Source organism: Roseiconus lacunae (assembly GCF_008312935.1).
Taxonomy (GTDB): domain Bacteria; phylum Planctomycetota; class Planctomycetia; order Pirellulales; family Pirellulaceae; genus Stieleria; species Stieleria lacunae.
This window is the reverse complement of sequence record NZ_VSZO01000001.1, coordinates 816,061-837,639: the sequence shown is the minus strand read 5'-3', so window position 1 is coordinate 837,639 and position 21,579 is coordinate 816,061. Positions and strand designations below refer to the sequence as shown.

The 21,579-nt window shown below is 57.6% G+C and carries 17 protein-coding genes; 4 read left to right on the top strand and 13 right to left on the bottom strand.

Annotated elements, in window-relative coordinates; translation table 11 throughout:
- Nucleotides 1-5 precede the first annotated feature (5 nt).
- From FYC48_RS02895 to FYC48_RS02885, 3 genes are all read right to left on the bottom strand, one after another.
- Entirely contained in the window at nucleotides 6-353 is a 348-nt protein-coding gene (locus tag FYC48_RS02895) for a nucleotide pyrophosphohydrolase (RefSeq protein ID WP_149495168.1), read from the bottom strand.
- The gene (locus FYC48_RS02890) at nucleotides 353-1,477 is read right to left on the bottom strand and encodes a glycosyltransferase family 9 protein (protein ID WP_235034039.1); all 1,125 of its coding nucleotides are present in this window, start codon (nucleotides 1,475-1,477) and stop codon (nucleotides 353-355) included. Before FYC48_RS02890 ends, FYC48_RS02895 begins: the two co-directional genes overlap by 1 nt.
- Nucleotides 1,478-1,718: 241 nt before the next feature.
- Nucleotides 1,719-3,314 (bottom strand): GntP family permease, encoded by a 1,596-nt coding sequence (locus FYC48_RS02885; protein ID WP_200836521.1) that lies wholly within the window; start codon nucleotides 3,312-3,314, stop codon nucleotides 1,719-1,721.
- A gap of 581 nt (nucleotides 3,315-3,895) precedes the next feature.
- Between FYC48_RS02885 and metF the strand changes: the two genes are divergently transcribed.
- Nucleotides 3,896-4,783, top strand: coding sequence for a methylenetetrahydrofolate reductase [NAD(P)H] (metF, locus tag FYC48_RS02880; protein ID WP_149495167.1), 888 nt, complete (start codon nucleotides 3,896-3,898; stop codon nucleotides 4,781-4,783).
- Nucleotides 4,784-4,847: 64 nt separating this feature from the next.
- On the opposite strand, the gene FYC48_RS02875 is transcribed toward metF, so the two are convergent.
- Entirely contained in the window at nucleotides 4,848-5,288 is a 441-nt protein-coding gene (locus FYC48_RS02875) for a PH domain-containing protein (RefSeq protein WP_149495166.1), read from the bottom strand.
- Between the two features lie 49 nt (nucleotides 5,289-5,337).
- Complete coding sequence (locus tag FYC48_RS02870) at nucleotides 5,338-6,483, bottom strand: WD40 repeat domain-containing protein (RefSeq protein WP_160149292.1); 1,146 nt, start codon at nucleotides 6,481-6,483, stop codon at nucleotides 5,338-5,340.
- A gap of 82 nt (nucleotides 6,484-6,565) precedes the next feature.
- Between FYC48_RS02870 and FYC48_RS02865 the strand changes: the two genes are divergently transcribed.
- The 3 genes from FYC48_RS02865 (at nucleotide 6,566) to FYC48_RS02855 (ending at nucleotide 9,581) form a co-directional block, all read left to right on the top strand.
- The gene (locus tag FYC48_RS02865) at nucleotides 6,566-7,231 is read left to right on the top strand and encodes a hypothetical protein (RefSeq protein ID WP_160149291.1); all 666 of its coding nucleotides are present in this window, start codon (nucleotides 6,566-6,568) and stop codon (nucleotides 7,229-7,231) included.
- Complete coding sequence (locus FYC48_RS02860) at nucleotides 7,206-8,624, top strand: sporulation protein (RefSeq protein ID WP_149495163.1); 1,419 nt, start codon at nucleotides 7,206-7,208, stop codon at nucleotides 8,622-8,624. Before FYC48_RS02865 ends, FYC48_RS02860 begins: the two co-directional genes overlap by 26 nt.
- Nucleotides 8,625-8,762: 138 nt before the next feature.
- Nucleotides 8,763-9,581: a phosphoribosylformylglycinamidine synthase subunit PurQ gene (locus FYC48_RS02855; protein ID WP_149495162.1), complete on the top strand. Its 819-nt coding sequence runs from the start codon at nucleotides 8,763-8,765 to the stop codon at nucleotides 9,579-9,581.
- Between the two features lie 321 nt (nucleotides 9,582-9,902).
- Here FYC48_RS02855 and FYC48_RS02850 read toward each other — a convergent pair whose 3' ends face one another.
- From FYC48_RS02850 to FYC48_RS02815, 8 genes are all read right to left on the bottom strand, one after another.
- Nucleotides 9,903-11,924 (bottom strand): multiheme c-type cytochrome, encoded by a 2,022-nt coding sequence (locus FYC48_RS02850; protein WP_160149290.1) that lies wholly within the window; start codon nucleotides 11,922-11,924, stop codon nucleotides 9,903-9,905.
- A 270-nt stretch (nucleotides 11,925-12,194) separates the two neighbouring features.
- Nucleotides 12,195-13,427 carry a DUF1573 domain-containing protein gene (locus FYC48_RS02845; protein ID WP_160149289.1) on the bottom strand — a complete coding sequence of 411 codons (1,233 nt, stop codon included), beginning with the start codon at nucleotides 13,425-13,427 and terminating at the stop codon, nucleotides 12,195-12,197.
- A 124-nt stretch (nucleotides 13,428-13,551) separates the two neighbouring features.
- Entirely contained in the window at nucleotides 13,552-15,903 is a 2,352-nt protein-coding gene (locus tag FYC48_RS02840; RefSeq protein ID WP_160149288.1) for an O-antigen ligase family protein, read from the bottom strand.
- Nucleotides 15,904-15,974: 71 nt separating this feature from the next.
- Nucleotides 15,975-17,108 (bottom strand): MraY family glycosyltransferase, encoded by a 1,134-nt coding sequence (locus FYC48_RS02835; RefSeq protein WP_235034038.1) that lies wholly within the window; start codon nucleotides 17,106-17,108, stop codon nucleotides 15,975-15,977.
- Between the two features lies 1 nt (nucleotide 17,109).
- Entirely contained in the window at nucleotides 17,110-18,456 is a 1,347-nt protein-coding gene (gene accC / locus FYC48_RS02830; protein WP_149495158.1) for an acetyl-CoA carboxylase biotin carboxylase subunit, read from the bottom strand.
- Between the two features lie 6 nt (nucleotides 18,457-18,462).
- The gene (gene accB, locus FYC48_RS02825) at nucleotides 18,463-18,951 is read right to left on the bottom strand and encodes an acetyl-CoA carboxylase biotin carboxyl carrier protein (RefSeq protein ID WP_149495157.1); all 489 of its coding nucleotides are present in this window, start codon (nucleotides 18,949-18,951) and stop codon (nucleotides 18,463-18,465) included.
- A 41-nt stretch (nucleotides 18,952-18,992) separates the two neighbouring features.
- Nucleotides 18,993-20,078 (bottom strand): M24 family metallopeptidase, encoded by a 1,086-nt coding sequence (locus FYC48_RS02820; RefSeq protein WP_149495156.1) that lies wholly within the window; start codon nucleotides 20,076-20,078, stop codon nucleotides 18,993-18,995.
- 157 nt (nucleotides 20,079-20,235) lie between these two features.
- The gene (locus FYC48_RS02815; protein ID WP_160149287.1) at nucleotides 20,236-20,982 is read right to left on the bottom strand and encodes a leucine-rich repeat domain-containing protein; all 747 of its coding nucleotides are present in this window, start codon (nucleotides 20,980-20,982) and stop codon (nucleotides 20,236-20,238) included.
- Nucleotides 20,983-21,579 lie beyond the last annotated feature (597 nt).

Genomic DNA, 21,579 nt, shown 5'->3' with positions numbered 1-21,579 from the left:
TGACTTCAGGGGACGGGATACTTGATCGCGTTGCGTTTCATCTTTGCTTCCAGCGTCGTGGTGACATCGATGTCCATCATGTTTGCCAGCGCGAGCAGGTATGACAAGCAATCGGCAAGTTCTTCGCCGACGTCATGCTTACGTTTGGGGTCGTCTTTGACGACCGCAGATTCTTCCAACGTCAACCACTGGAAGTGTTCCATCAATTCACCTGTTTCGATGGCTAACGACATCGTCAGGTTTTTCGGGTTGTGGAACGAATGCCAGTCACGTTCGGCAACGAACCGTTCGACGACGTCACGCAGGTGCCGAACCGTCGCCGTCTGATCGCTGTGGTTGGGAGTGTCACTCATCAAGCGGCGACCAACAGTTTGCGTTCACTTTCGATCTGGTCGATCGCTTCGCAAACGTGCCGAACTTCGATGGCCCGCATCGCTTGATTAGATGCCTGGCGTCGTTGTCTTGAGTTCCCGGTTTCGACCGCTTTTTGGATCGCGATCTGGCCGTACGGGCCGCTGTCACCTGGTTGCGTGGCGCCATAAAGACCGATCGTTTGGGTCCCCACCGCGACGGCCATATGTAGTGGACCGGTGTCGTTGCTGATAAACAGATCCGAGGTTTCAATCATCGCGGCTAGGTGTTGCAGGTCGGTGTCGGGGGCCAAGATTGCGGCGCCCTGGCTGGTGGAAACGATATCGGTCGCCATCGCGCGATCGAGCGGCGTGCCCCAGACCGCGATCGATTGGTAACCGTAACGATCACGAAGGTATCGCGCCGTTTCACCAAACCGTTCGGGTAACCAACGTTTGCTGTGCCAAGTCGCCCCGGGATTCAGGATCGCGACCTTGGGTGAATCGATGGTGCTCCGGTAACGCTGCGCCCACGCGCGTGCCGGGGCGGCGACGGGCAGATCCCAGCGGATCGTTGGCGAGTTGATTCCGAGCGGGATCAAAAGCTCCAGCGAACGGTCGGTGAGGTGATGAAATACCGGATTGATTTTGACGTTCGAAAACCAGCGACTCAATTCGCGAGCATGCTTACCGGCGTAGCCGACTCGATGCGCGGCGCCCGACAAATAGCATGCCAAACTGGATTTGGTCATGCCTTGGCAGTCGACCGAGATATCGACGTTCAATTCGCGGAGTTGCTTTCGTGCCGCACGCAATCGTTTCGGCGACGTGAACCAGCCGCGTTCCAAAACAATCACATTGTCCACCGCACGATGACGCCGCACCATCGGCGAGGATTTCTCTTCGACGACCCAAGAGATCGTCGCATTGGGAAATCGGTCTCGCAACGCGCATGCGACCGGCAGCGTTAGGATCGTGTCCCCGATCGCACTCATCCGGCTGACCAGAAAATGCGGTCGTGTTAGATCATCGACCGGAATCGTCGCGATGACGGGAGTCGGTGTCGTCGCTTGTTCGTCCCTACGTTTCCGAAACTCGGATTTCGGTGTTCGTTCGCCAGCTGACATGGTCACGATCCTTCGTGTTGCTTTTTTAATCCAAAGAAAAGAGCAACTACGGCAAAGCTACGTAGTTGCCGAGCAAAATCAGGCTAGGCTTTTTCCCCGGCGACCGCCAGATCGACTTTCAAATCACCGCGATTGTCGACGTCGCGCGGCCCCCCTATTCCCCTCGTCGGCGACCAATGGATCGACCATGGGCATAGCGGAAATGCTTGCAAAAGAGTCTTCGTGGCGAATCGGCGGTCCATCAGCCGAAGAATTGCCAAAGGATGGTAGCGATGCCGAAGCCGACGAAGGAGATACACGTCGAGATCACGCCCCAGGTACGAAGCGTTTGTCCTTCGCTCATTTTGAAGTACCGGGAAATCATCCAGAATCCGGAATCGTTGACATGAGAGAAGCCCGTCGCACCGGCAGCAATCGCGACCGCGATCAGAGCCAGTTGAGGCTGCGTCATGCCGACCGTGAAGTTCCCCATCAACCCGGCCGCGGTCAGCATCGCAACCGTCGCGGAACCCTGGGCGATTCGGATCAGTGTGGCGAACATCCATGCCAGTAGCAGCACCGAGATGCCCGAGTCGGCGAACATGATCTCCATCGCATCGGTGATCCCAGTCGCCGCAAGCACGCCTTTGAAGACACCGCCGGCACCGGTGATCAGGATGATGATTCCCGCCGGTCCCAGGGCCTTGGTCGAAATGTCCAGTAACGTTTCGCGGTCAACACCGCGGCGGGTGCCAAGGAAATACAACGCGATGATGGTCGAGATTAGCAACGCGATGACGGGGTGACCAAAGAACGAGATTAACTGCATCGGCAGCGGGCTGTCGGCGAGTAACTGCGAAAGTTGGGCACCGCGTTCTTGACGGGATAGGCCTTCGGGTAAACCTGATGCATACCACTGTTCGACAATGGTATTGGCCAGAATCATTCCGATCGGCAATCCGATTAACGCCAGGATAAAACCGACCGACGGAAGCTCAACTTTGGTCTCTTCGATGAACTCTTCTTCCGGCATCGGGAGTTCGACGCCCTTGCTGAGCAGGATGCAAAGAGGAGGACCGCAGATCAACGCCGTGGGCAGTCCGACCAGGACACCGAACAGGATCACCCAACCCAGATTGACGCCAAGGAAATAGGCGACCGCGACCGGTCCCGGAGTTGGCGGTACAAAGCCGTGAGTGACCGCGAGCCCCGCGACCAGTGGCAACCCGAAGTGTAGGAACGGACGTTTGGTGTCTCGTGCCAGGGCGTACAGCAACGGAGCGAGGATCACCAAGGCGACGTCCAAGAACACCGGTACAGAAATGATGAAGCCGGTTAGCAACATTGCCCAGGGCGCGTGTTTGGCGCCAAACTTTCGCACCAAGTAATTGGCGAGCGATTGAGTGCCGCCGCTGTGTTCTAGGATCGCCCCAAAGATCGCGCCGACGCCGATAATGGTGGCGATAAAACCGAGGGCGCCGCCCATGCTGGTGACGATCGTATCGGCGACTTGCGTCAACGGGACCGCTTCGGGGTTCACCAACCGACTGGTCGCCGCGACGAGGACCGAAACGATCAAGAGCGCCAGGAATGCGGAAAGTTTTAGCTTTAAAATGAGCACTAGCAGCAACGCAATTCCGATCGCCAGCAAGGCGATCAACGGCGCCGGCTGAAGCGTCGTTTCGGCGACGACGGACTCCGCGGCTTGAGCTAGAAAACAAGGCTGTCCCAAACAAGGTTGCCCGAAAAGACTCGTCAGTCCAAACATGTGAGGTGTCGATTGGGCGACAGCCTCGGTCGTCAAGAATCCGAATGGGTCCGGCAGTCCGAACAAAGCAGCATCGATCAAGGTTGGCACCGATGGAGAAGCGTGTGAGAAAAGGTGGGGCGTGGAGCGTCTGGCGGGACGGGCCGCTATTCTAGTGAGTTGGCCCAATGCTCGCGAATTTCTGTGCTTGCGAATTTCATCAAACGATCACGTCGATCTTTCCGTTCGCGTCAACGAGTCGCCAGATTGCCTCGGCGGGGTGGCCCGCGAGTCTAGGGAGGACGCCCAGCGAGGTCAAGTTTTGCATCGATGAGGTGGGATTCCGTCTCCAGACGGAAGCGGCTCGTGCTTTGTCGCTACCAGTCATTTAAGTCTGGTCAATCATAAGTCTGGTCAATCAGTCGACAGGCGTTCGCCGCGGTCATTGCGGCAAAACCGTGGCGAACCCCATTGGGTTTATCCTAAAATCAAGATCGGAACGCGGCATCCGGAAGAGCCTCAGAGGGTGTCGATTGCTGAAGGCACGTTTCCAGAATGGGAGTTCTCATGGTCTTTTGGGGGCCTTATGGGCGAATTCTGCCGGGGCGATACAATGGGACCACCAACCAATGTTCAAATCACAAGATTCTTCATTGCACAATTCTTCATCCCACAAGGATTTTCGATCGACAATGACTTCCACGACCAAGCTTGCCGATCAATACCGAGGCGAGGGCTGCACCATTTCGTTCGAACTGTTTCCCCCAAAAACGGACAAAGGGATGCAGCTGATGGAACGTAATGTTGAACGATTGACACAGTTCGGTCCCGCGTTTTTCACGTGCACCTATGGGGCGGGCGGATCGACCCAAACAAAAACACTCGATGTCGTTCAGCGGGTTCGTCAAGCGACGGATTTACCCGTCGCATCGCACCTGACTTGCGTCGGGCTGACGGTGGACCAGCTATGTGATTATTTGCGAGAAGCAAAACAACGCGGGGCCGACTACATCGTTGCCTTGCGCGGCGATCCACCCCAGGGCAGCACCGAATTTCAAGCCGTCGCAGGTGGGCTGCGTTACGCCAATGAATTGGTGGAATTGATCCGTAGCGAATTCGCCGACGAGTTTGGTATCGCCGTCGCGGGTTATCCGGAAGTTCATCAAGAGGCCATCGATGCGGCGACCGATTTGACCAACCTAAAACGAAAGGTCGATGCCGGTGCCGACGTTGTGGTGACGCAGTTGTTCTATGACAACGACGATTTCTATCGTTTCAGAGACGCGTGCGATCAGGCGGGGATCCATGTCCCAATCGTCCCAGGCATTCTGCCGGTGACCAATTTTCGGCAAGCCGAACGAATTGCCGGTTTGTGCAAAGCCCGTATCCCAGATCAACTGGCCGCCGCGATGAACGCCGTCGAAGACGACGCGGAGCAGTTTGAAATCGGTGTCGAGCATGCTCGCAAGCAGACGATCGATCTACTCGAGAACCAAGTCGCCGGCATCCATTACTACGTGCTCAACAAAAGCGACGCGGCCGAAAAAATGCTCGAAGGTCTTTCGCTGGGCAAGGTGTAGCGAGGTCGTAGGTGAGTAAGGCGGAGTTCTTAGGGACGCTGTGCTCGCGAGGCGAATGACAACGTTATTGATCCAGTTTAGCGGCGTCTGCGAGTTCGCTGATGAATCGTTCCCGATCGATTGGCGATACGAGATAGAAGCGTGAAGCCGTTGTGATCTTGACCCGACGAACTGATAGCGCCGGGGCACTCAGCCAGCTACCGCTCGGTTCGATCGTTCTGATCTGCGACAGCGGGATCCGCGACATCACGATGCCGCAGCGTATCGCTAACGTGTCCTCGGTGATCGTGTAGCGACAGGGGATGACCAACAGACCCGTCAGTAACAGGACCCCGGCTCCGGTGACCAAACTGATGAAGGCGTCTTGATTTTTGCCTTCGATCAGCAACATTCCGGTGACCCCGACACAGATCAGCGGCCCAAGCATCAACAGTGCGGCCAACCACCAGTCCACGGCGGATGGGTAAACAATGCGTCGTGACGGAGATGACGTTTCGGAAGGCATCGTGAGCGGTCGCGGCAATGGTGTCAGGTGGGATGGTAGACAGGTAGATTCAGCGAGCGAGTTTCTCGGGGATTGTAAAGTCAAGTGATCGTAATTGACCACCGCTGCCACCGACAACGATCGACGTTCGGGGGGCGTTATCTTGTTTGGCAGAGACCGCAAGGCTGTAGACCCAGCCTTCCAGTACAGGCAGGGTCTCGATGACCTGGACGTTGACGGTGTCGATCAATCGAACCTGGCCGTCGTCACATCCGGTGACCAGGTGCTTGTCATCGAGCCATGCGACGACCAACGGAACCGCAGGCAGTCGAACATAACGAACCATCCGGCCGATCGTCGGTTGCCAAAATCGAATCGATCGATCGGCCGACGCGGACGCGACCATCGGAAGGCCGTTGCCATTTGCCCGGGTCGCCAAGTCATTGATGGCTGCGGTGTGTTGATGGAGCGTTCGGCGGAGCGGCGACGAACCCGCCTCTGGCATCAATTCCCAAACGCGAATCGAACGGTCGTCCCCACCGCTGATAAGACCGGTACGGACTGTTTTCGATACGGATGTCGAAGCTTGCGGGTTCGATTTCGAGGTGACGTCAAAAGCGGCCAATGCATGAATGCTGCGAGAATGACCGCGAAGTGTCTGTTGCCGATGTGGTTCGCCGGCGAGGTCCCAACGGATAATCGTGCGGTCTAAACTTGCCGATGCGATCGACGTTGGTCCTAGCCAGACGATGGCACGAACGGAATCGTCGTGACCGGTCAGGCGTTGCGAGCGAGAGAATTTGGCTTCCCTCGTTTGAGCTTCCGAAGACAGTGGCCAAGGGAAGATTTCCACCGAGCCCGACTGGGACGGCTCGCCTCCGCCGATGGCGACGTGGCTTCCATCGGATGAGAATGCAACACAGTGTAGGTTCGGCGCATCGACCTCCAAGGTACCTCGCAAATCAAGCACGGTACGTTGCAAATCAAGTGACGGCCAGCGGTAGATTTGCAGCCCCGATTGACTGACCGCAACGATCGCGTTGCCATCGGGGGTGAAAGCGACGTCGGTGATCGGGGGTGCCGGAGATTGTGCATAGACCAAAGATTGGGTCGCGATCACCAGTTGAGTGATCGCGAGACAGGCTGTTCGAACGGCGTCACGCCGATCGCAATATCGTATGGCGGATGGAGGTCGCTTGGCTTGGCCTGGTCTCATCTTGCAGATTCCGGTCCGACTCGGGCATAGTAGGGGCATGAACGTGATCGTCCCCCCAACAGCTGCGCGACACCGAATGCGATTGGACCGGAGTGCTACCCGTTGGCAGGCGGCGAATCTGTATCGTAACCCGTTTGGAGAACTGGAACGTGCCGAGAGGGCTGAGTTGGCCGTCGTCGACGTTGATCGCATCTTACGGCAGATCGGTTCGCAATCTGCGACGAGGGATTGGCAGTTCCGATCCCGAGCCGCGTTTCAACTGTTAGGCGATTGTGGTCGAGGCAAGACCACGCGGATGCTGGCGATCGGAAGGGTCATTCCCCAGGCGGCGTACGTGTATTTGCCCGAAGATGCCGCGTGTCCGACGATCCCGTGGGGATGGCCATTGTTGGTCGACGAAGCCCAACGGTTACCACGACGGATTCGGCGCCTGGTTTTCGATAGTGGCGTGCCTTTGGTTTTATCCAGCCATCGCGATTTGACGGGGCCGCTGCGCCGGGCCGGCTATGATGTCCACACCGATCGGATCGGACTGACGTTGACGGCGGAAAAACTGACCGAGATCTTAAACCGGCGAGTGCTCGCATCGCTTCGTGGCCCGGCGACCGACGTCCCACAAATCACGCTGACCGATGCGGCCCGATTGATCGAACGATTTGGGACTGACGTCCGGTCGATCGAAGGCTACTTATACGACGTCGTGCAACAACAGGTAGAGACGGATGGCGAACTGCGATTTATCGATTGAACTTGACGAGCCTGATCGCATTTATCGGGGCGGCGAAAAAGTACGTGGGTCGGTTAACGTCGAAACCGATACGAGTGTTAATTGCAAAGCACTCGAGGTTCAGTCCGGTTGGCGTACGCACGGTCGCGGCAATGTCGCCAAGGGAACAGCCGAAAAGGTGACATTGTTCTCCGGACAGTGGGAGCCGGGACGGCGCGAGGCGTATCGCTTCGAATTGACTGTCGCAGATTGGCCACCTAGCTATCACGGGAGTTACATCAACGTCGATCACTACATCGATGTGCGAGTTAAAATCCCCTGGGCGTTCGACCCAAAGGCGTCCGCAGAGTACATCGTGCGGCCCCACAAACGGCCGGAGACGATCAAGAATCAGTCCACCGAATTGACCGGTTGTATTGGCAATGCCGTGGCAGCCATCGTCATCTTGGCGCTGATCGCGGCATTCGGCGGCATGATCGCTGTGCTGATCGCGAATCCGTTTGCCGGATTGTTTATCGGCGTCTTTATCGTTCCGTTGTCCGCCCTGTTGGCGGCGAAAACGGTGCTTCCAAAGTTCTTGCTAGGAAACGTCGAGTCCGAGCTGATGACCCCCGAGGTACATCCCGGCGGAACCGTGAACGTGAAATTGGGGTTCCAGCCGAAGCGACGTGTCAACATCAACCGGATCACCGCGACGCTGAACGGAAGCGAAGTCGCCGTCAGCGGTAGCGGTAGTAATCGGACGACGCACCGCAAGCAGTTCTATCAAACCGAGGTTGAGTTGTTAGGAACGACCGTGATCGAACCCGGGGACCAGCAAGCATTCAGTTTCGATATCCCCGTGCCAAGTGACGCGCCCTACTCATTTGATCTAGCCGACAATGATTTGAAGTGGACGGTAGACTTGCGGGTCGACATTCCTCGCTGGCCTGATTGGACAAAGTCGCTGGCGTTCGATGTCTTTCCAGATCAGGACGCGGCGCCGGAGGAGGCCGATCGCGCAAGGTTGGCGCCGATGGATCACGCCGATGGATCTTCGCTTGAACAAACGGGACAGCAGGAGATCGAGTCGGAGATAACGTTCGTCGAAACCGCGAGCCATTTGTGGGATTCTCGTGGTGACGATCAACGGATTGACTTGTTGATCGACGCGGTTTCGGGGATGACGTTTGACATGGATGTATTTATCGAGCGGCGGCTGCTCTACAGCGGCAAAGAGGATCCGCACGTGTACGACGATGGCTACGCCGTCTGGGCTCGGCACGACGAGCCGCCGTTGCCGCTGGTATTGTATATCCCGCGTCATTTGGCGGATGAGTATGAACAGGCCGGACGCGATCGTCTCACCATCCGAGGGGCCGTCGTGGGGTGGGATCACGACCACGAACGGTTGCAAGTGAAGGTTCTGCCGTAGGTGCGGCCCTAGGAAAGGTCGTTTCGAACCAATAAACTCGGCATTTCCAGGTGGCGCGGATGGACGGCTGTCTGGAGGAAAGGCCGCCGAAACCGGCGGCTGAGCACTTTTAACTGACACCGTACTGACCGCCAAGCAATGCCGCGACCACGAGTCCTCGTCTTACGAGCCCCGGGCACCAACTGTGATGAAGAAACCGCGTATGCGTTCGAGCGTGCCGGCGCCGAATGCGAGCGGGTTCACGTCAATCGTCTGGCCGAAAACGCCGCGCTGAAAGACCGCTACCAAATTCTGTGCGTCCCCGGTGGATTCAGCTATGGCGACGACATCGCTGCCGGTCGAATCCTAGCCACACGACTGCAAAACCACTTGGCCGATTTGGTCGATACGTTCGTGCACGGCAAAGGCGATCGTCTGGTGCTGGGGATCTGCAATGGGATGCAGGTTCTGATGCGGTTGGGCGTACTGACCGAAAACGTCGCCGCCGCCGAAGGTGAGCAGCCCGCGACGTTGGCCTGGAATAACCACGGCCGCTTCGAAGACCGCTGGGTTCATTTGGCGACCGATACCGCCGGTGGTGAGCAAGGTGCCTGCGCGTTCTTGCGAGGCATCCGGCACATGTACCTGCCGATGGCTCATGCCGAAGGAAAGTTTGTCGCCCGCAGTGAAGCGGTCCTCGATGAACTGAAGCAAGCTGGGCGACTGTGCTTGCGTTACACGCGTGATGCCGATAGCGGTGTCGAAGACAACGTGATCGAGTTTCCAGCGAATCCGAACGGTGCCGACGCAAATGTCGCCGGTGTTTGTGATGCCAGCGGTCGTGTCTTTGGATTGATGCCGCACCCCGAGCGTCACATCGATCCGACGCAGCACCCGTATTGGACACGTCGTACCGAGCAACCCGAAGTCGGCGACGGTTTGGCGATGTTCCAGAACGCCGTCAACTGGTTTGAATAATCAGCGCCGCCTCGGCTGAGAAACAACCCTGAAATCGTAGGGGGCCAGCTTGGGGGCCGACGCTAAGCAGTTGAACACGAATGATTCGGCTTAAGTCATTTCACTCTCCCACTGGGAGAGTCGGGCCTTCAGGCCCGGAGAGGGCACCCTCCCCGGCCGTTTGCTCGTCCGACCCTCCCGCAAGCGTGAGGGTGTTATCCAGATGGTTAAACCCAAAGACTCGTGTTTACCTGCTTAGCGCGTTCGGCTTACCTTTAAGCCGACGGCGCTAACCGCGGGCTTCGCTACAAGGGCTCGACGACGTTTCCTTGCCGTCATTGATCAATCGTTGTGTTCAATCTCGGGCCAATAGATGTCTTCGAAGGCGCCCTCGTCATGGAAGTCGGGACTGTTATCGAGGTCATGGCACTCCATGCAGTGTTCTCGAGCCTTTTCGATTGGCAGCTGAACTTGCAGTCGCAGTTTCTTGCGAAGTGATTCGATCTCGGGTGTGTTGGCCTTGTTGCTTTCGGCGGCGACGTGGGCTGACCCCGGACCGTGGCAATTCTCGCAGCCGTTGCCGCCCAAATGCGCGGTGCTCGTCAGATCCATGTAACCGGATTTGTATGGGTAATAGCCTTGCGGGTTCCAGCCGGTCACATGACAGCTTAGGCATTCCGGATCGAAGTGACGTGGGACATCCCCGCGCTCGGCCGGTGGCTCAACCAAGTGCTCGGTCGCCAAGGCATGCATGGAACCTTCCCAGATATCGTAGGCATTCTCGTGGCAATCCTTGCAGGCTTCGCTTCCGACAAACGTGTTGCCAGAACGATGCGGCATCGGCGTGATACCGAGACCGCTGAAGCCCAGTTGTTCAAGTTGCTTTTGGTAGTCGGCCATCAGTTTGCGCATTTCCGGTGCGTCTTCGAACTCATGAGTCAAAGCAACGCGGGCGTACTTCATCGGCTGGTTTTGATAGAGGCCAACCAAGCCGGCATACATGCCTTTGTTGCCGGTCACGATCAATTTGGTTTTGGAACCTTCGATCGGTTGTGGACGATACAGCGGTTCGCCATAGCCCCCGGAGACGACAATCAGGTCAAAACCTTGAACGTCGGTCATCAATTTCTTCGCCGCTTCTTCTTCGCCGAAGAAAGTCAGCACACGAAACTCTGCCCCGTCGCCGTTCATCGATTTGAGGGCCGCTTGGGCGGCTTCTTTCATTGGCGAGACGGTGATGTCTGAACCGGTCGCTGCTTCGAGTGCGTCGGGATCAAGAATCGACGTCACGCCGATTTTCCACTCGCCGCGCCGAATCACCTTATAGGTCGGAAGCAATTCCGGTTCGAAGATCGTGACGTTGCCGGAGACGAACATCTGTTCGTCGGAGTACGCCATCGCGATCAAATCACCCGCACCGATCCGCAAATCGGACGGACCGTAACCGACCGCCTGGTACTTCATTTCCTTGAGTGCCGTCGTCGATCGTTCGAACTTGATCGCCGCTTGGGGGACGATCCGGCGAATTTGGTTTCCGGCGTCGACCGGAATCAGATCCCAGCCTTTTTTGCGAAGCTGCTCCATAAAGGTATAACGTCGTGCGACGCCGCCTTTTTGATTCTCAAGTCCGGTGCAGCCACACGGTTCGATATAGCCGTGCTGGTTACCGGTAAAGAACAGCAAAACATCTGGGGCTGGCCAAGTGTTGTAGTCTTCGGGGCCATCATCGGCGACCATGCCAGCCTCGGTCGTCGGGTCAATCAGGGCTGGAGCTGTCAGGTCCTTACTTGGCGCTTCGGCTTTCGAATCGGCGACATCGGCAGCAATGCGAGCCATCGGTGGTGTTTCTTCAGCACCATCGAAAGATTCAGGCAGGCCCTGTGGGGTGGGGATCAATTCGCCTTTCATCTCGGGGCGTGGCTGAGGCGTCGGCACGACTTCGATCGGCCCGGTATCAGAGAGGCTCGGACTGGCCGAAGGATCATCCGAAGAGAGCGGCGGTGAACTGGCAGGCTTGGCAAGAGGGGCCTGAACCAAGCGTGTGGCGGGGCCGAACTGAGGATTCGAAGGCGGCGTCATTGCATCGGCTTCAACGTCATCGCTGAACTTCGCGTAACGTGTGATCACCGCTTCTTCGCGGGCGGCCCGCTTCAGTTCGTCTTTGATCCAGGAGGCGCGAAAGTCGAGCGAAGGTTGATCATCGATGTGTTTGAACGCCGCGTCTGTTTCGGCGACAGGGGCCAATTGGCGATCGATCGATTTGGCCGTTCGCGATTCGCCCGGGGTTGGGCCGTCGTTACAGCCGGCAAGACTGCCTAAGCCGGCGGCGATAAGCATCGCCGAAACCCCGAGTCTTGACGGCATACGGGGGCTCCTGGCGGAGGGGCCGGATAAAATTCGAGATCGAAACGCAGCTGAAAACGGTTGCATGGGCTGTTTCACTAGTGCTTCGTCAACCTTTGAAGTTAGGTTTAGCCGCATGGCGTTAGCCACGGATTCGGTGCAACAACCGGGGCTAACGCCCGTCGGCTGATGAGCCGAACGCCGGCTGATGAGCCGAACCCGCGCATTTGGTCCAGGCGGAGCACTAACTCGATCCGAGGATGCCCCGCAGCGGTGCTGCCGAATCAAAATTTAGGGTTCGATCATGACTTTGACCGCGACACGCATGCGGCCGACCTTGGGATTATCGGATTCGATCCATACCCAACCAAAGTCCTCCTTGTTCTTGCCCAACAAGTCGACCGTCTCTTCGCCTGCCGTCAGTTTCAGTGTGATCGGAAAAAGTCGTGTCTTCCCACGTCCGATGGGCTTTCCGAGTTCTGCGCTGACGACGCCCTTTGGGTAAGTCTCGCCAATCGTAAGGCTTGTTCCGTCCTTCTCGCTACCCTTAAGCGCCAGAAGGGCCTTAAACTCTTTTTTATCGTCAGGGCCAAGTCGGCCGAGGTTCCAGTAGTATCCACCCTTGTCGGTGGTTTTGAGGTGCGTATTTTCGAGCATCGATAAGGGGCCGACGATTTTGCCAGCAACTTCGGCGCTTCCGTAAAGCTTGTCGCCGACCGGTTCACCGGCTTCGTTAAGCTTCTTGAACACCATGATCAAACGCGTGGCCATCGGCCCTTGGCGAAGTCCCGGTTTGACTTTGGCGACGACGTTAAAACCTTGGTTAGCGTGCTGGTGCGTGCCGTCGGCTTCGGACAACTCGAATTCCTCGAATGTGACCTCGGCTAGTTCGGTCATTGATTCGCTGCTGAATTCGCCTTCGATCAGTTCGATGTCATCATCCAGGTAGTTGTAGAACTTAGTCGACATTTCGAGCGGTTCCCCGACGGTGACTTCGCCAAAAGAAATCAACTCGGGTTCCAGTTCGATGTCTCGGATGATCCGCCCCATCACCACCAATCGAATTGCGGGGTTGCTGGGATCGTTGGTTCGCAATTCGGCGGACTGTTCGAAGGTGGTTTTATCCGATGCGACAGTCCACTCCATCTCCACGGAAGTCGTTTCACCGGGTGCGACAGAGCTGTCTTCGAGTGACCCGAGCGTGCATTTACAAGTCGTCGCACCGAGTTCCAAAGTCAACGGTTCGCTGCCGGTGTTTTTGATGACAAATGTGTGCTTCCCCTTGGTGTTGGGTGGCATCGCGCCGAAGTCATGAGTGGCTTCGCCGTCGACTTCGGCTACCGCAGAACTGTCACTGTGGAACTGTTTGAGATGTTCCATCACGTTGTCGGCGGTGACATGACCGGTGAAGTCAATTTCGCCAAAATACGCATCGCGGCGTCCGTACTGAACAAAATTCGTGGTCCAACCGATCGATGCACCGATCACGACGGATAGCAATAGGATGAGCCAGAAGTATTTCACGGGATTTCTGTCCTGTGCGTAGTCTGTGCGAGTCAAATGAGTCTGCGCGAATGAAGTGGCAAAATGCCAATGGGGGAAATCGTTCCGAGACCAGAACGTGCCCGGTGCTACGGGAATCCCAGCCCTATGGTTCGCTGGGCCAGCCAGGGATTCGGCTAAATTGCACTTTAATCCGTTCCTGAACGGGGGCGTTGACGGCGGCAGGGCCGATGGGCCGAACAACGTACGCAAACTGCAGCCCAAGCAGCCGGACGACATTTTCACCGAGCGTTGAAAGCCCCCTCGCTTGCTGGGCCAATCGTTTCGCTTCGGCGCCACGGCCTTGCTGGTGTGCCACCAAGGCGGCCTGGGCGACCAATGACACATCGGTGGGGTTGTCACGGCACAGATCCATCAGCATCTGGTCGGCTCGCTCAAGGTCAGCCGCTTTCCCGAAACACTGGTAAACGTGCAGGTATTGTTCGGCCACGGAACGACGGGCGATCGGGTCGATTCCACACCTGCGCAGGACCTCATCGGCGGCGGATTCCCATTCGCTACGATGGCGGACGGTGTCGCCTTCGTTGATCAGCTTGGTTTTCAGCAGATCGCTGTGCCAAATCGCCGGCGCCGTTCCCCAAGGATCGTGTGCGACAGCCGATTCGATGTCTATGATCGCCTTGGCAGCCAAGCCCGATTGGGCGGCATACTCGGCCCGCGACATCGCCGTACCGGCAGAGGTCACCGGAACCAGTGAGGTCGTTCGGATAGTCAGTAGCAAAATCAGCCCCAGCGAAAGCATCCAAAGCGAGGCATTGCGGCGCGATCGGCCGTGCCGCGACGCACCGGTATTTCCCAAGGCACCACTTTCGTGCGGTACCAAGATGGCGACCGCAATCCAGATCACCACCGCCACACCCGGGACCGTCCAGCCGCCCGAAACACAGAGATGGAGGAGCATCGCGATCAGCACCGCCCCCGCCCAAGGTATGAGTGCCGTCAGTCGCGATCGCGATTTCCATGCCAGCGTTCCAGCGGCAATCGCCCCGGGCATCACCAGAAGAATTTGACCGAGTTTCGGTAGGTTGCCAGCCGCGATCGATAACAAACAAATCACACCCGATGAAACCACCGCTCCGATCGCCATCTTCATCGCCAACTGGTGATCCGCGAACGGCGTGCTACTTGAATCGGGCAAGGCCGGCTGTCGTCTAGTGGTGTCGGGTTGCGATCGGCGGTAAGCGCGAACGAGCAGGATTGCCAGCGTCAGCAACAACGCACCGGCGACGATGCCACCTGCGGCTAGGGTTTCGAAAACAAAGTTATGAGGGTCCGCGATCGTTTCGTTAGCTTGGGGAAGCCGGTACTGCAGGTACATCGCTTGGAATGTACCTGGTCCGGCACCGAACCAAGGATGGTCGGCCAGCATCGCCAAAGTGGATTTCCAGTACTGAAGCCGGAATAGCAGTGACGAGGGGGCCGCATCGATCCATTCGGCATCCGAAAGCAGACCTACCGACACAAAGCCAAACGCGACCGCGATCACACCGACGATCGACGGCACCAAGGATCGTTGCCACCACGCGGGCCTTGAAGGTCCCAAAGACGTTGGGGCAGAGTCCTCCGTGGTGTCCGCGGCGATCGCGTCGTCACTGCCGTTCATCCGAAATGTTAAATAGACCGCTGCTAGGATGCACGCCAGCAAGCCGCTGCGGCTTTGGGTTCCAACGAGCGCAAGGCCTCCGACCGAGATAGCAATCAAACCAAGCCCGGCCGTACCCAGCGACGCTCGTTTGCGCCGCCAATGAATGACTGCTAAGACGCCCGCCAAGATTGGCAGTGAAAGTACCGCGGCAAGTGAATTGGCGAGCAGGTACGTCGAGGTTGGCCCACCATCGAGCAATCGATTGGCAAACACCATGCGCGCCGCCGATTGCCGCGGCGCGTCAATGCCGGCCTGCCGGAGCATCTCGTCCGGATCAGCCAAGTATTCCGCTCGCATTCGAGGTAACTCCACCGCCAATTCATAGCAGGCATCGAGTGCCATCGCGAATGTCATCGCAATCAGCAAAGCAAACGCCATCATGCGACAGGATCGCTCGACAAGCAGTCGCCGCGCGGCGGTCAGTGTCGCTGCGGCAGCGACCCAAAACCATGCTTCATTTGTCGCCGACCGCAAGTTACCCGGCGGGCACATCGCCAGTGCCGCCATCATCATCCAAATCGCCAGCAGCCAGGCCGCGGTATCGATCGTCACATCACCAAAGCAACGATCGATGAATCCGGAACGATCGCTTGACTCGGCGGATCGTCGCGACGCTTGCCAGGGTTCGGAAACCAATGTCAGCGTCCAAACAGCGATCGCAAAGGTCGAAAACCAGAGTCCTTCCCCGCGTTCGATTTCGACGCTATCGGCGGGATCGAACGCGACGAAAGCAAGCAGACCACCGAATCCGGCGACGGCAAGCGACCGACACCAGACGGCCCAGTTCGGCACCGATTCATTCGGCGACGTTGGTCTTCGAGCTGGCTCGGCGAAAGCGTCGGTCGCCGAACTGCGTGATTCATTTACTCGCCGCTTTGCTTTCGCCATCCGGTCGATTCCAAAATGACGACAAGTAACAACATGCATCCGACGATGCCCAAGACCGCGATCGCTTGCAGCACCGTGACGTGTACCAGCAGTAGCGAAGCCAAGCCGCACGTCGCCGTCACGAGATGAATCGTCAGCACCGCCTGCGTTCGCGAGAGCCCCAAGGCGACCAGGCGATGTGAGAAGTGGCTGCGGTCACCTTTGAAGACACTGCGGCCTTCACGAATTCGAATCCACAACACCGTTCCCATGTCATACATCGGGATCAGCATCGCGCAGATCGGCGCGAGCACCGCATGGGGGCGTGGTTCGGATGCGAAGGTTGCCATCAACATCGATACCGCGATCAGAAATCCCACCAAATAGCTTCCGCCATCACCCATGAACAGCTTTGCCGGCGGTCGGTTATGCCAAAGAAACCCCAGCAGCGAACCGCAAACGCACAGCAGTAAACCGGCGACGAATAGTTGCGGTAAGCTACCACCGCTGCCCGGCGTGGTCAGCATCACCGCGGCCATCGACGCGGCGATGATCGCGGCGACACCACCGGACAACCCGTCCATGTTGTCAAGCATATTGAACGAATTGATCACCGCGACGATCCAGATCACCGACAACAAATTCGTTAGCGCCGGAGCCCCAATAAACGCGGTCAAGCCAAAGCCCATGACGTAGACCACAAACGCGGCGACGCCAAACTCGATCAAGAGACGCAATCCAACCGGGGCACCACGTCGATCGTCCCAGATCCCTAAAGCGAACAGCACGGTGCCGGCACCGAGTAGGCACCAAAGCTGGCCCAGTCGCGAGCGGATGCCGGAGAAAAAGACGGTGACCGAATCCGGCAGTCCCAGCGATTGATGGAAGCCGAGATCGATACCGCAAACGATCAGGGTGCCGCCAATCATCGGGAGGATGATCCCCAGCCATATCCCGATTCCACCGCCCAGCGGTGTGACGTTCGTGTGGGTACTGTGACCGCCCGGGTTGGCGATCAATCCGAGCTGACTTGCGAATCGGCGGACCGGGTACAAGCTGATCAGACTGATGATCAGCGGCGGAACCACCGCTAACCCGATCAGCCAACCGATCAACGCCGAATCAGTCAACTCAGTTGCCCATCAGTTCGCGTTCGACGAACTTGGTGTCGTGCTTTCCTTCGACAAACAGCGGGTGCTGCAGCACGACATCGTGGAACGGAGCGGTGGTGGAAATCCCCTCGGTTTGAATTTCTGCCAGGGCTCGTCGCATCGTCGCGATCGCTTCTTCACGCGTCGGGCGATGGACGATCAGTTTTCCGATCATCGAGTCATAGTGGGGCGGCACGCAATAGCCACCGTAGACGTGCGAATCAAAGCGAACGCCCAATCCACCGGGAGCATAGAACTTGTTGATCATGCCCGGATTGGGCATGAAATTCTTGTCGGGGTTTTCGGCGTTGATCCGGCATTCGATCGCATGACCGGTGACGGTGATCTCGTCTTGTGCGAACGAAAGCTTTTCACCGGCGGCGACACGGATTTGCTCTTTGATCAAGTCAACTCCGGTGATCATTTCTGTCACGGGGTGTTCGACTTGGATCCGCGCGTTGACTTCGATGAAGTAGAAATCGTCGTTTTGGTCGACGATGAATTCAACCGTTCCGGCGTTGCTATAGTTGGCTCCGCGGATCATCCGCACGGCGGCTTCGCAAATGGCGTTGCGTTTTTCGACCGGCAGGTTGGGGCTGGGCGCCTCTTCGATCAGCTTTTGGTGGCGGCGTTGGACGCTGCAGTCGCGTTCGAAGAGGTGGCAGACGTTACCGTGTTGGTCGGCGATCACCTGAACTTCGACGTGTCGCGGCGAGGTGATGAAGCGTTCTAAGTAAACGCCGCCGTTGCCGAACGCGGCCTGCGCTTCGGTGCGGGCTTGGGTGAGCGCTTTTTCCAGCGAATCGGCATCTTCGGCGACCCGCATGCCTTTGCCACCACCACCGGCGGTTGCCTTGATCAGCACGGGAAATCCGATCTTGTTTGCCGTTTCGATCGCCTTACTGTCGTCCTCGATCAGGCCATCGCTGCCGGGGACAACGGGGACATCATTGGCGATCGCCATCGAGCGGGCGGTGTTTTTGTCGCCCAACTTTTCCATCGCGTCCGGGCTAGGGCCGATGAATTCGAAGCCGCTTTCCCGGCAAACTTCGTTGAAGTGTGCGTTCTCGGAGAGGAAGCCATAGCCGGGATGGATCGCGTCGGCCCCGGAAACCTCGGCAGCCGCGATGATCTGGTCGATCTTCAGGTAGCTTTCGGCGCTCTTCGCTTCGCCCACGCAGTAGGCTTCGTCGGCCAACTGGACATGCATGGAATCTTTGTCGGCGGTGCTGTAAACGGCGACCGAACCGATTCCCATCTCTCGCAGGGCGCGGATCACTCGGACCGCGATTTCGCCGCGGTTGGCGACTAATACTTTTTGAAACACGGTGAATTAGTTATTCGGTTGGATGCGAATCAAGGGCTTGTTGAAATCGACGGCTTCTTGGTCGGAAACCAGGATCTCGACGACGCGCCCGCTGCATTCGGCCGGGATTTCGTTGAACACCTTCATCGCTTCGATGATGCAGACAATCGTGTCGGCATTGATGTTCTGACCGACTTGGACGAACGGTTCCGCCTCGGGGTTCGGTTTGGCGTAGTACGTCCCGACCATCGGGGAATTGATGGTGATGGTTCCGTCATCGCCACCGCCCGCCGGTGCCGCCGCGCCACCGGCCGGGGCCACGGGGGCCGCCGGTGCCGCCATCGGAACCGCCGCCGGTGCGACCGGAATCGCAGTGCCACGGCCCAACTTAATTCGGTCGTCTCCTTGTTGGAGATCCACTTCGGTCAAGTCGTGTTCTTCCATCAACTTGACAATATCCCGGATGCGGTCGAGTTCAAAAACGCTCTCGCCGCTGGATTGCTTGCCTTTACTCATGCCTGTCTCGTCAGGTGAAGATCGTGTGATTGGCGGAGGTTTTACAGGATCAGATGACAATCATCGAGTCCCTTTGGAAATCCGCTGAGGACTTCATTTCCGTCTTCGGTGACCAGGATGTCATCTTCGATTCGGATCCCAAACTCCCCTTCAAAATACACCCCGGGTTCGACGGTGATCACCATCCCCGGCTGAAGAATGTCCTCGCTGACCCCAGATAGGCGGGGGGATTCGTGGATTTGCAGTCCCACGCCGTGCCCGAGTCCATGCACAAAATACTCGGCAAGTCCCGCTTTTTTTAGTACCGATCGCGAGGCTTCGTCCACCGATTTTGCGGTCGCACCGGGCCGGATCGCGTCGATCGCGGCGAGTTGAGAATCGAGCACCGCTTGGTATGCCCCCGCAAATTTCGCCGGCGGATTGCCGTAATGAAAACACCGCGTCAGGTCGCTCGCATAGCCACCCAGTTTGGTGCCCCAGTCGATCAGCAGCGTCGAATGGTCACCCAGAACGGTCTGGTCGGGACTGTAGTGAGGCTTCGCACCGCCTGGGCCGGCCCCGATAATTGGGTCGAAACTGAAACCCGTCGCGCCGAGTCTTCGGATGGTCGATTCCAATTCGTACGCGACCTCGAGTTCCGTCCAGTCTGGCCCGAGCTTGGCGAGCACCGATTGTAACGCCCGCTCGTTAATCCGGACCGCACTGCGAAGCACTTCGATCTCTTCGCTGTCCTTGATCATCCGTTGCTTCAGCAAGACGCCGCTGGTATCGACCCACTCAATTTCGGGCAGTTTTGACTTGATCGCGTTAAACCCGGCGACGGTCATGCTGTCCGACTCGATTGCGATTTTCTTTGCCCCCGATCCGGCTAACACGTCGGCGGTAAAGGCGTCGGGACGCTGTGACGGCGACTTGATTTCGTAACGCAAGCCAGGGCATTCTTCGTCAAGTTGTTCCTTATATCGGCCGTCGCTCAGCATCAACGCCCCGCTGCGGCTGATCAACAGTGACGAACTGTCGCCGGTGAAACCGGTCAGGTAACGGACATTGATCTCGTCGACGACATAGAACGCGTCGGCGCCGATTTCATCGAGTTGCTTCGTCAGCGTTTTGATTCGTTCGCTCATAGAAATCCATTATCGGTGATGCGGTTGGAAACTGTGTCGGTCGTTCCGGGGGTCGGCACGGACGATTTTAGACGACTTCGGCGACCTCGCCGATCCGGGCAGGCGAGCGAAAGCCCGTGTGACAAAAGGGGTGCCAGGTTGCTCGGGTGATCTTGTGTCAATCCGGTTGGTCATGATCGGGGATCGAGCGGTCCAAATGTCGTTGATTGACATGGACGTGAATTTGCGGGTGGTTTTCTTGGAACCAGGTCCAGCCGTCATCGCTGACCTTCGCGTCATCAAGGTAAAGCGAACGCAAATGCGGTAAGGCGGCGATTTCACGCAGACCCGCATCGTCGATGGGCACGCCGATCAGATGCAGGGCCCGCAGGCTTTTGAGTTGCCCGATCGCTGGGGCGGTTTCGGCGGTCAGCCGCGTTCCTCCGAGCCGAAGGTTGCGAAGGGATTTAAGCGACGCAAGCGAAGCGACGCCTTCGGCAGTGGCGTCGCACTGGGGCAAATTTAAAATCTGAAGCTTTGGGGCCTCAGCTAGCAATCGCATGCCCACGTCGCTGATCGGTGACTGGCGGAGGCGGAGGTGGGTCAGGTGAGGCAAGGCGGCGATCGATTTCAGGCCTTCATCGGTGACCTTTCCTCGATCGGCAATGACGGTCTTTAACCAGGTGTCTTTGCCGCCGATTGCCTCGAAAGCTCGATCGTCGATCACGGTTGCCCGGAATTCAAGTCGGTCCGATTGGCCGGAACGTCCCGCGGCCAATTGAGTCGCAACTGTCGCCTCCGGATGACGTTTGTCGTTTTCTCGCAATGGCTCATGCCGCGCAAGCTCCGGTGGCTCGGCGGGTGTGTCGGGGGCGGGTGTATCAGTGGCGGGCGTACACCCAAGACTGGCGAACAGCAGAAGCAATGCGATCGAATCGAAAGTGGATGTTCGCCTGTCCGTCCGAAGCCGGCTTGTTGAAAACTTGCATACCGAAGAATTCGTCGAATTCGTCTGGGGGCGAGTGATGAATCGGAAACGCATTGGCGGGTAGGTCCGGGGACAGGCTGACGGTAGGGTCTGATCGCCCTACGCGGCTGTGGTACGATGGCGGCTTGGGCGAATGATCAAACCAGTCGATTCGAAGATCGGTCTGTTTGCTGATCACCCTCTCTAGCTAATGAGACTAATCAATCTACAGTTCGGTCGCCGAATGAAGGTGTGTTGGCTCGTCGTCTGATGGTGAAGTCGAGGTTCAGAAACGATCCGACCGACAACGAAACGACACGTTTTGACCGTCGTGGTTGACAGTGTGCGATAGGGCACGTGCGGTGTCGAGATTGTGCTCGAAAACACGCTTTATCAACACCTTGCGTTGTTTTAAACCACGGCTTTTGTGCGGCAAAGCGTCACGAACGCCATTGGGTTTGCGGCGTATCGCCGCGATGGACTAGTTAACCACGAATGTCGCTCTAAGATCGCGGCATGATTTGTTAGAAATATTGTGTTCCTCTCACAGGCAGC

Bases quoted from the DNA above. Each gene is read 5' to 3' on its own strand.
- FYC48_RS02850 (WP_160149290.1), bottom strand. From the start codon at position 11,924: ATGCCGTCAAGACTCGGGGTTTCGGCGATGCTTATCGCCGCCGGCTTA.
- FYC48_RS02890 (WP_235034039.1), bottom strand. From the start codon at position 1,477: ATGTCAGCTGGCGAACGAACACCGAAATCCGAGTTTCGGAAACGTAGG.
- FYC48_RS02875 (WP_149495166.1), bottom strand. From the start codon at position 5,288: ATGCCTTCCGAAACGTCATCTCCGTCACGACGCATTGTTTACCCATCC.
- FYC48_RS02860 (WP_149495163.1), top strand. From the start codon at position 7,206: ATGGCGAACTGCGATTTATCGATTGAACTTGACGAGCCTGATCGCATT.
- FYC48_RS02855 (WP_149495162.1), top strand. From the start codon at position 8,763: ATGCCGCGACCACGAGTCCTCGTCTTACGAGCCCCGGGCACCAACTGT.
- accB (WP_149495157.1), bottom strand. From the start codon at position 18,951: ATGAGTAAAGGCAAGCAATCCAGCGGCGAGAGCGTTTTTGAACTCGAC.
- FYC48_RS02820 (WP_149495156.1), bottom strand. From the start codon at position 20,078: ATGAGCGAACGAATCAAAACGCTGACGAAGCAACTCGATGAAATCGGC.
- FYC48_RS02895 (WP_149495168.1), bottom strand. From the start codon at position 353: ATGAGTGACACTCCCAACCACAGCGATCAGACGGCGACGGTTCGGCAC.
- metF (WP_149495167.1), top strand. From the start codon at position 3,896: ATGACTTCCACGACCAAGCTTGCCGATCAATACCGAGGCGAGGGCTGC.
- FYC48_RS02870 (WP_160149292.1), bottom strand. From the start codon at position 6,483: ATGAGACCAGGCCAAGCCAAGCGACCTCCATCCGCCATACGATATTGC.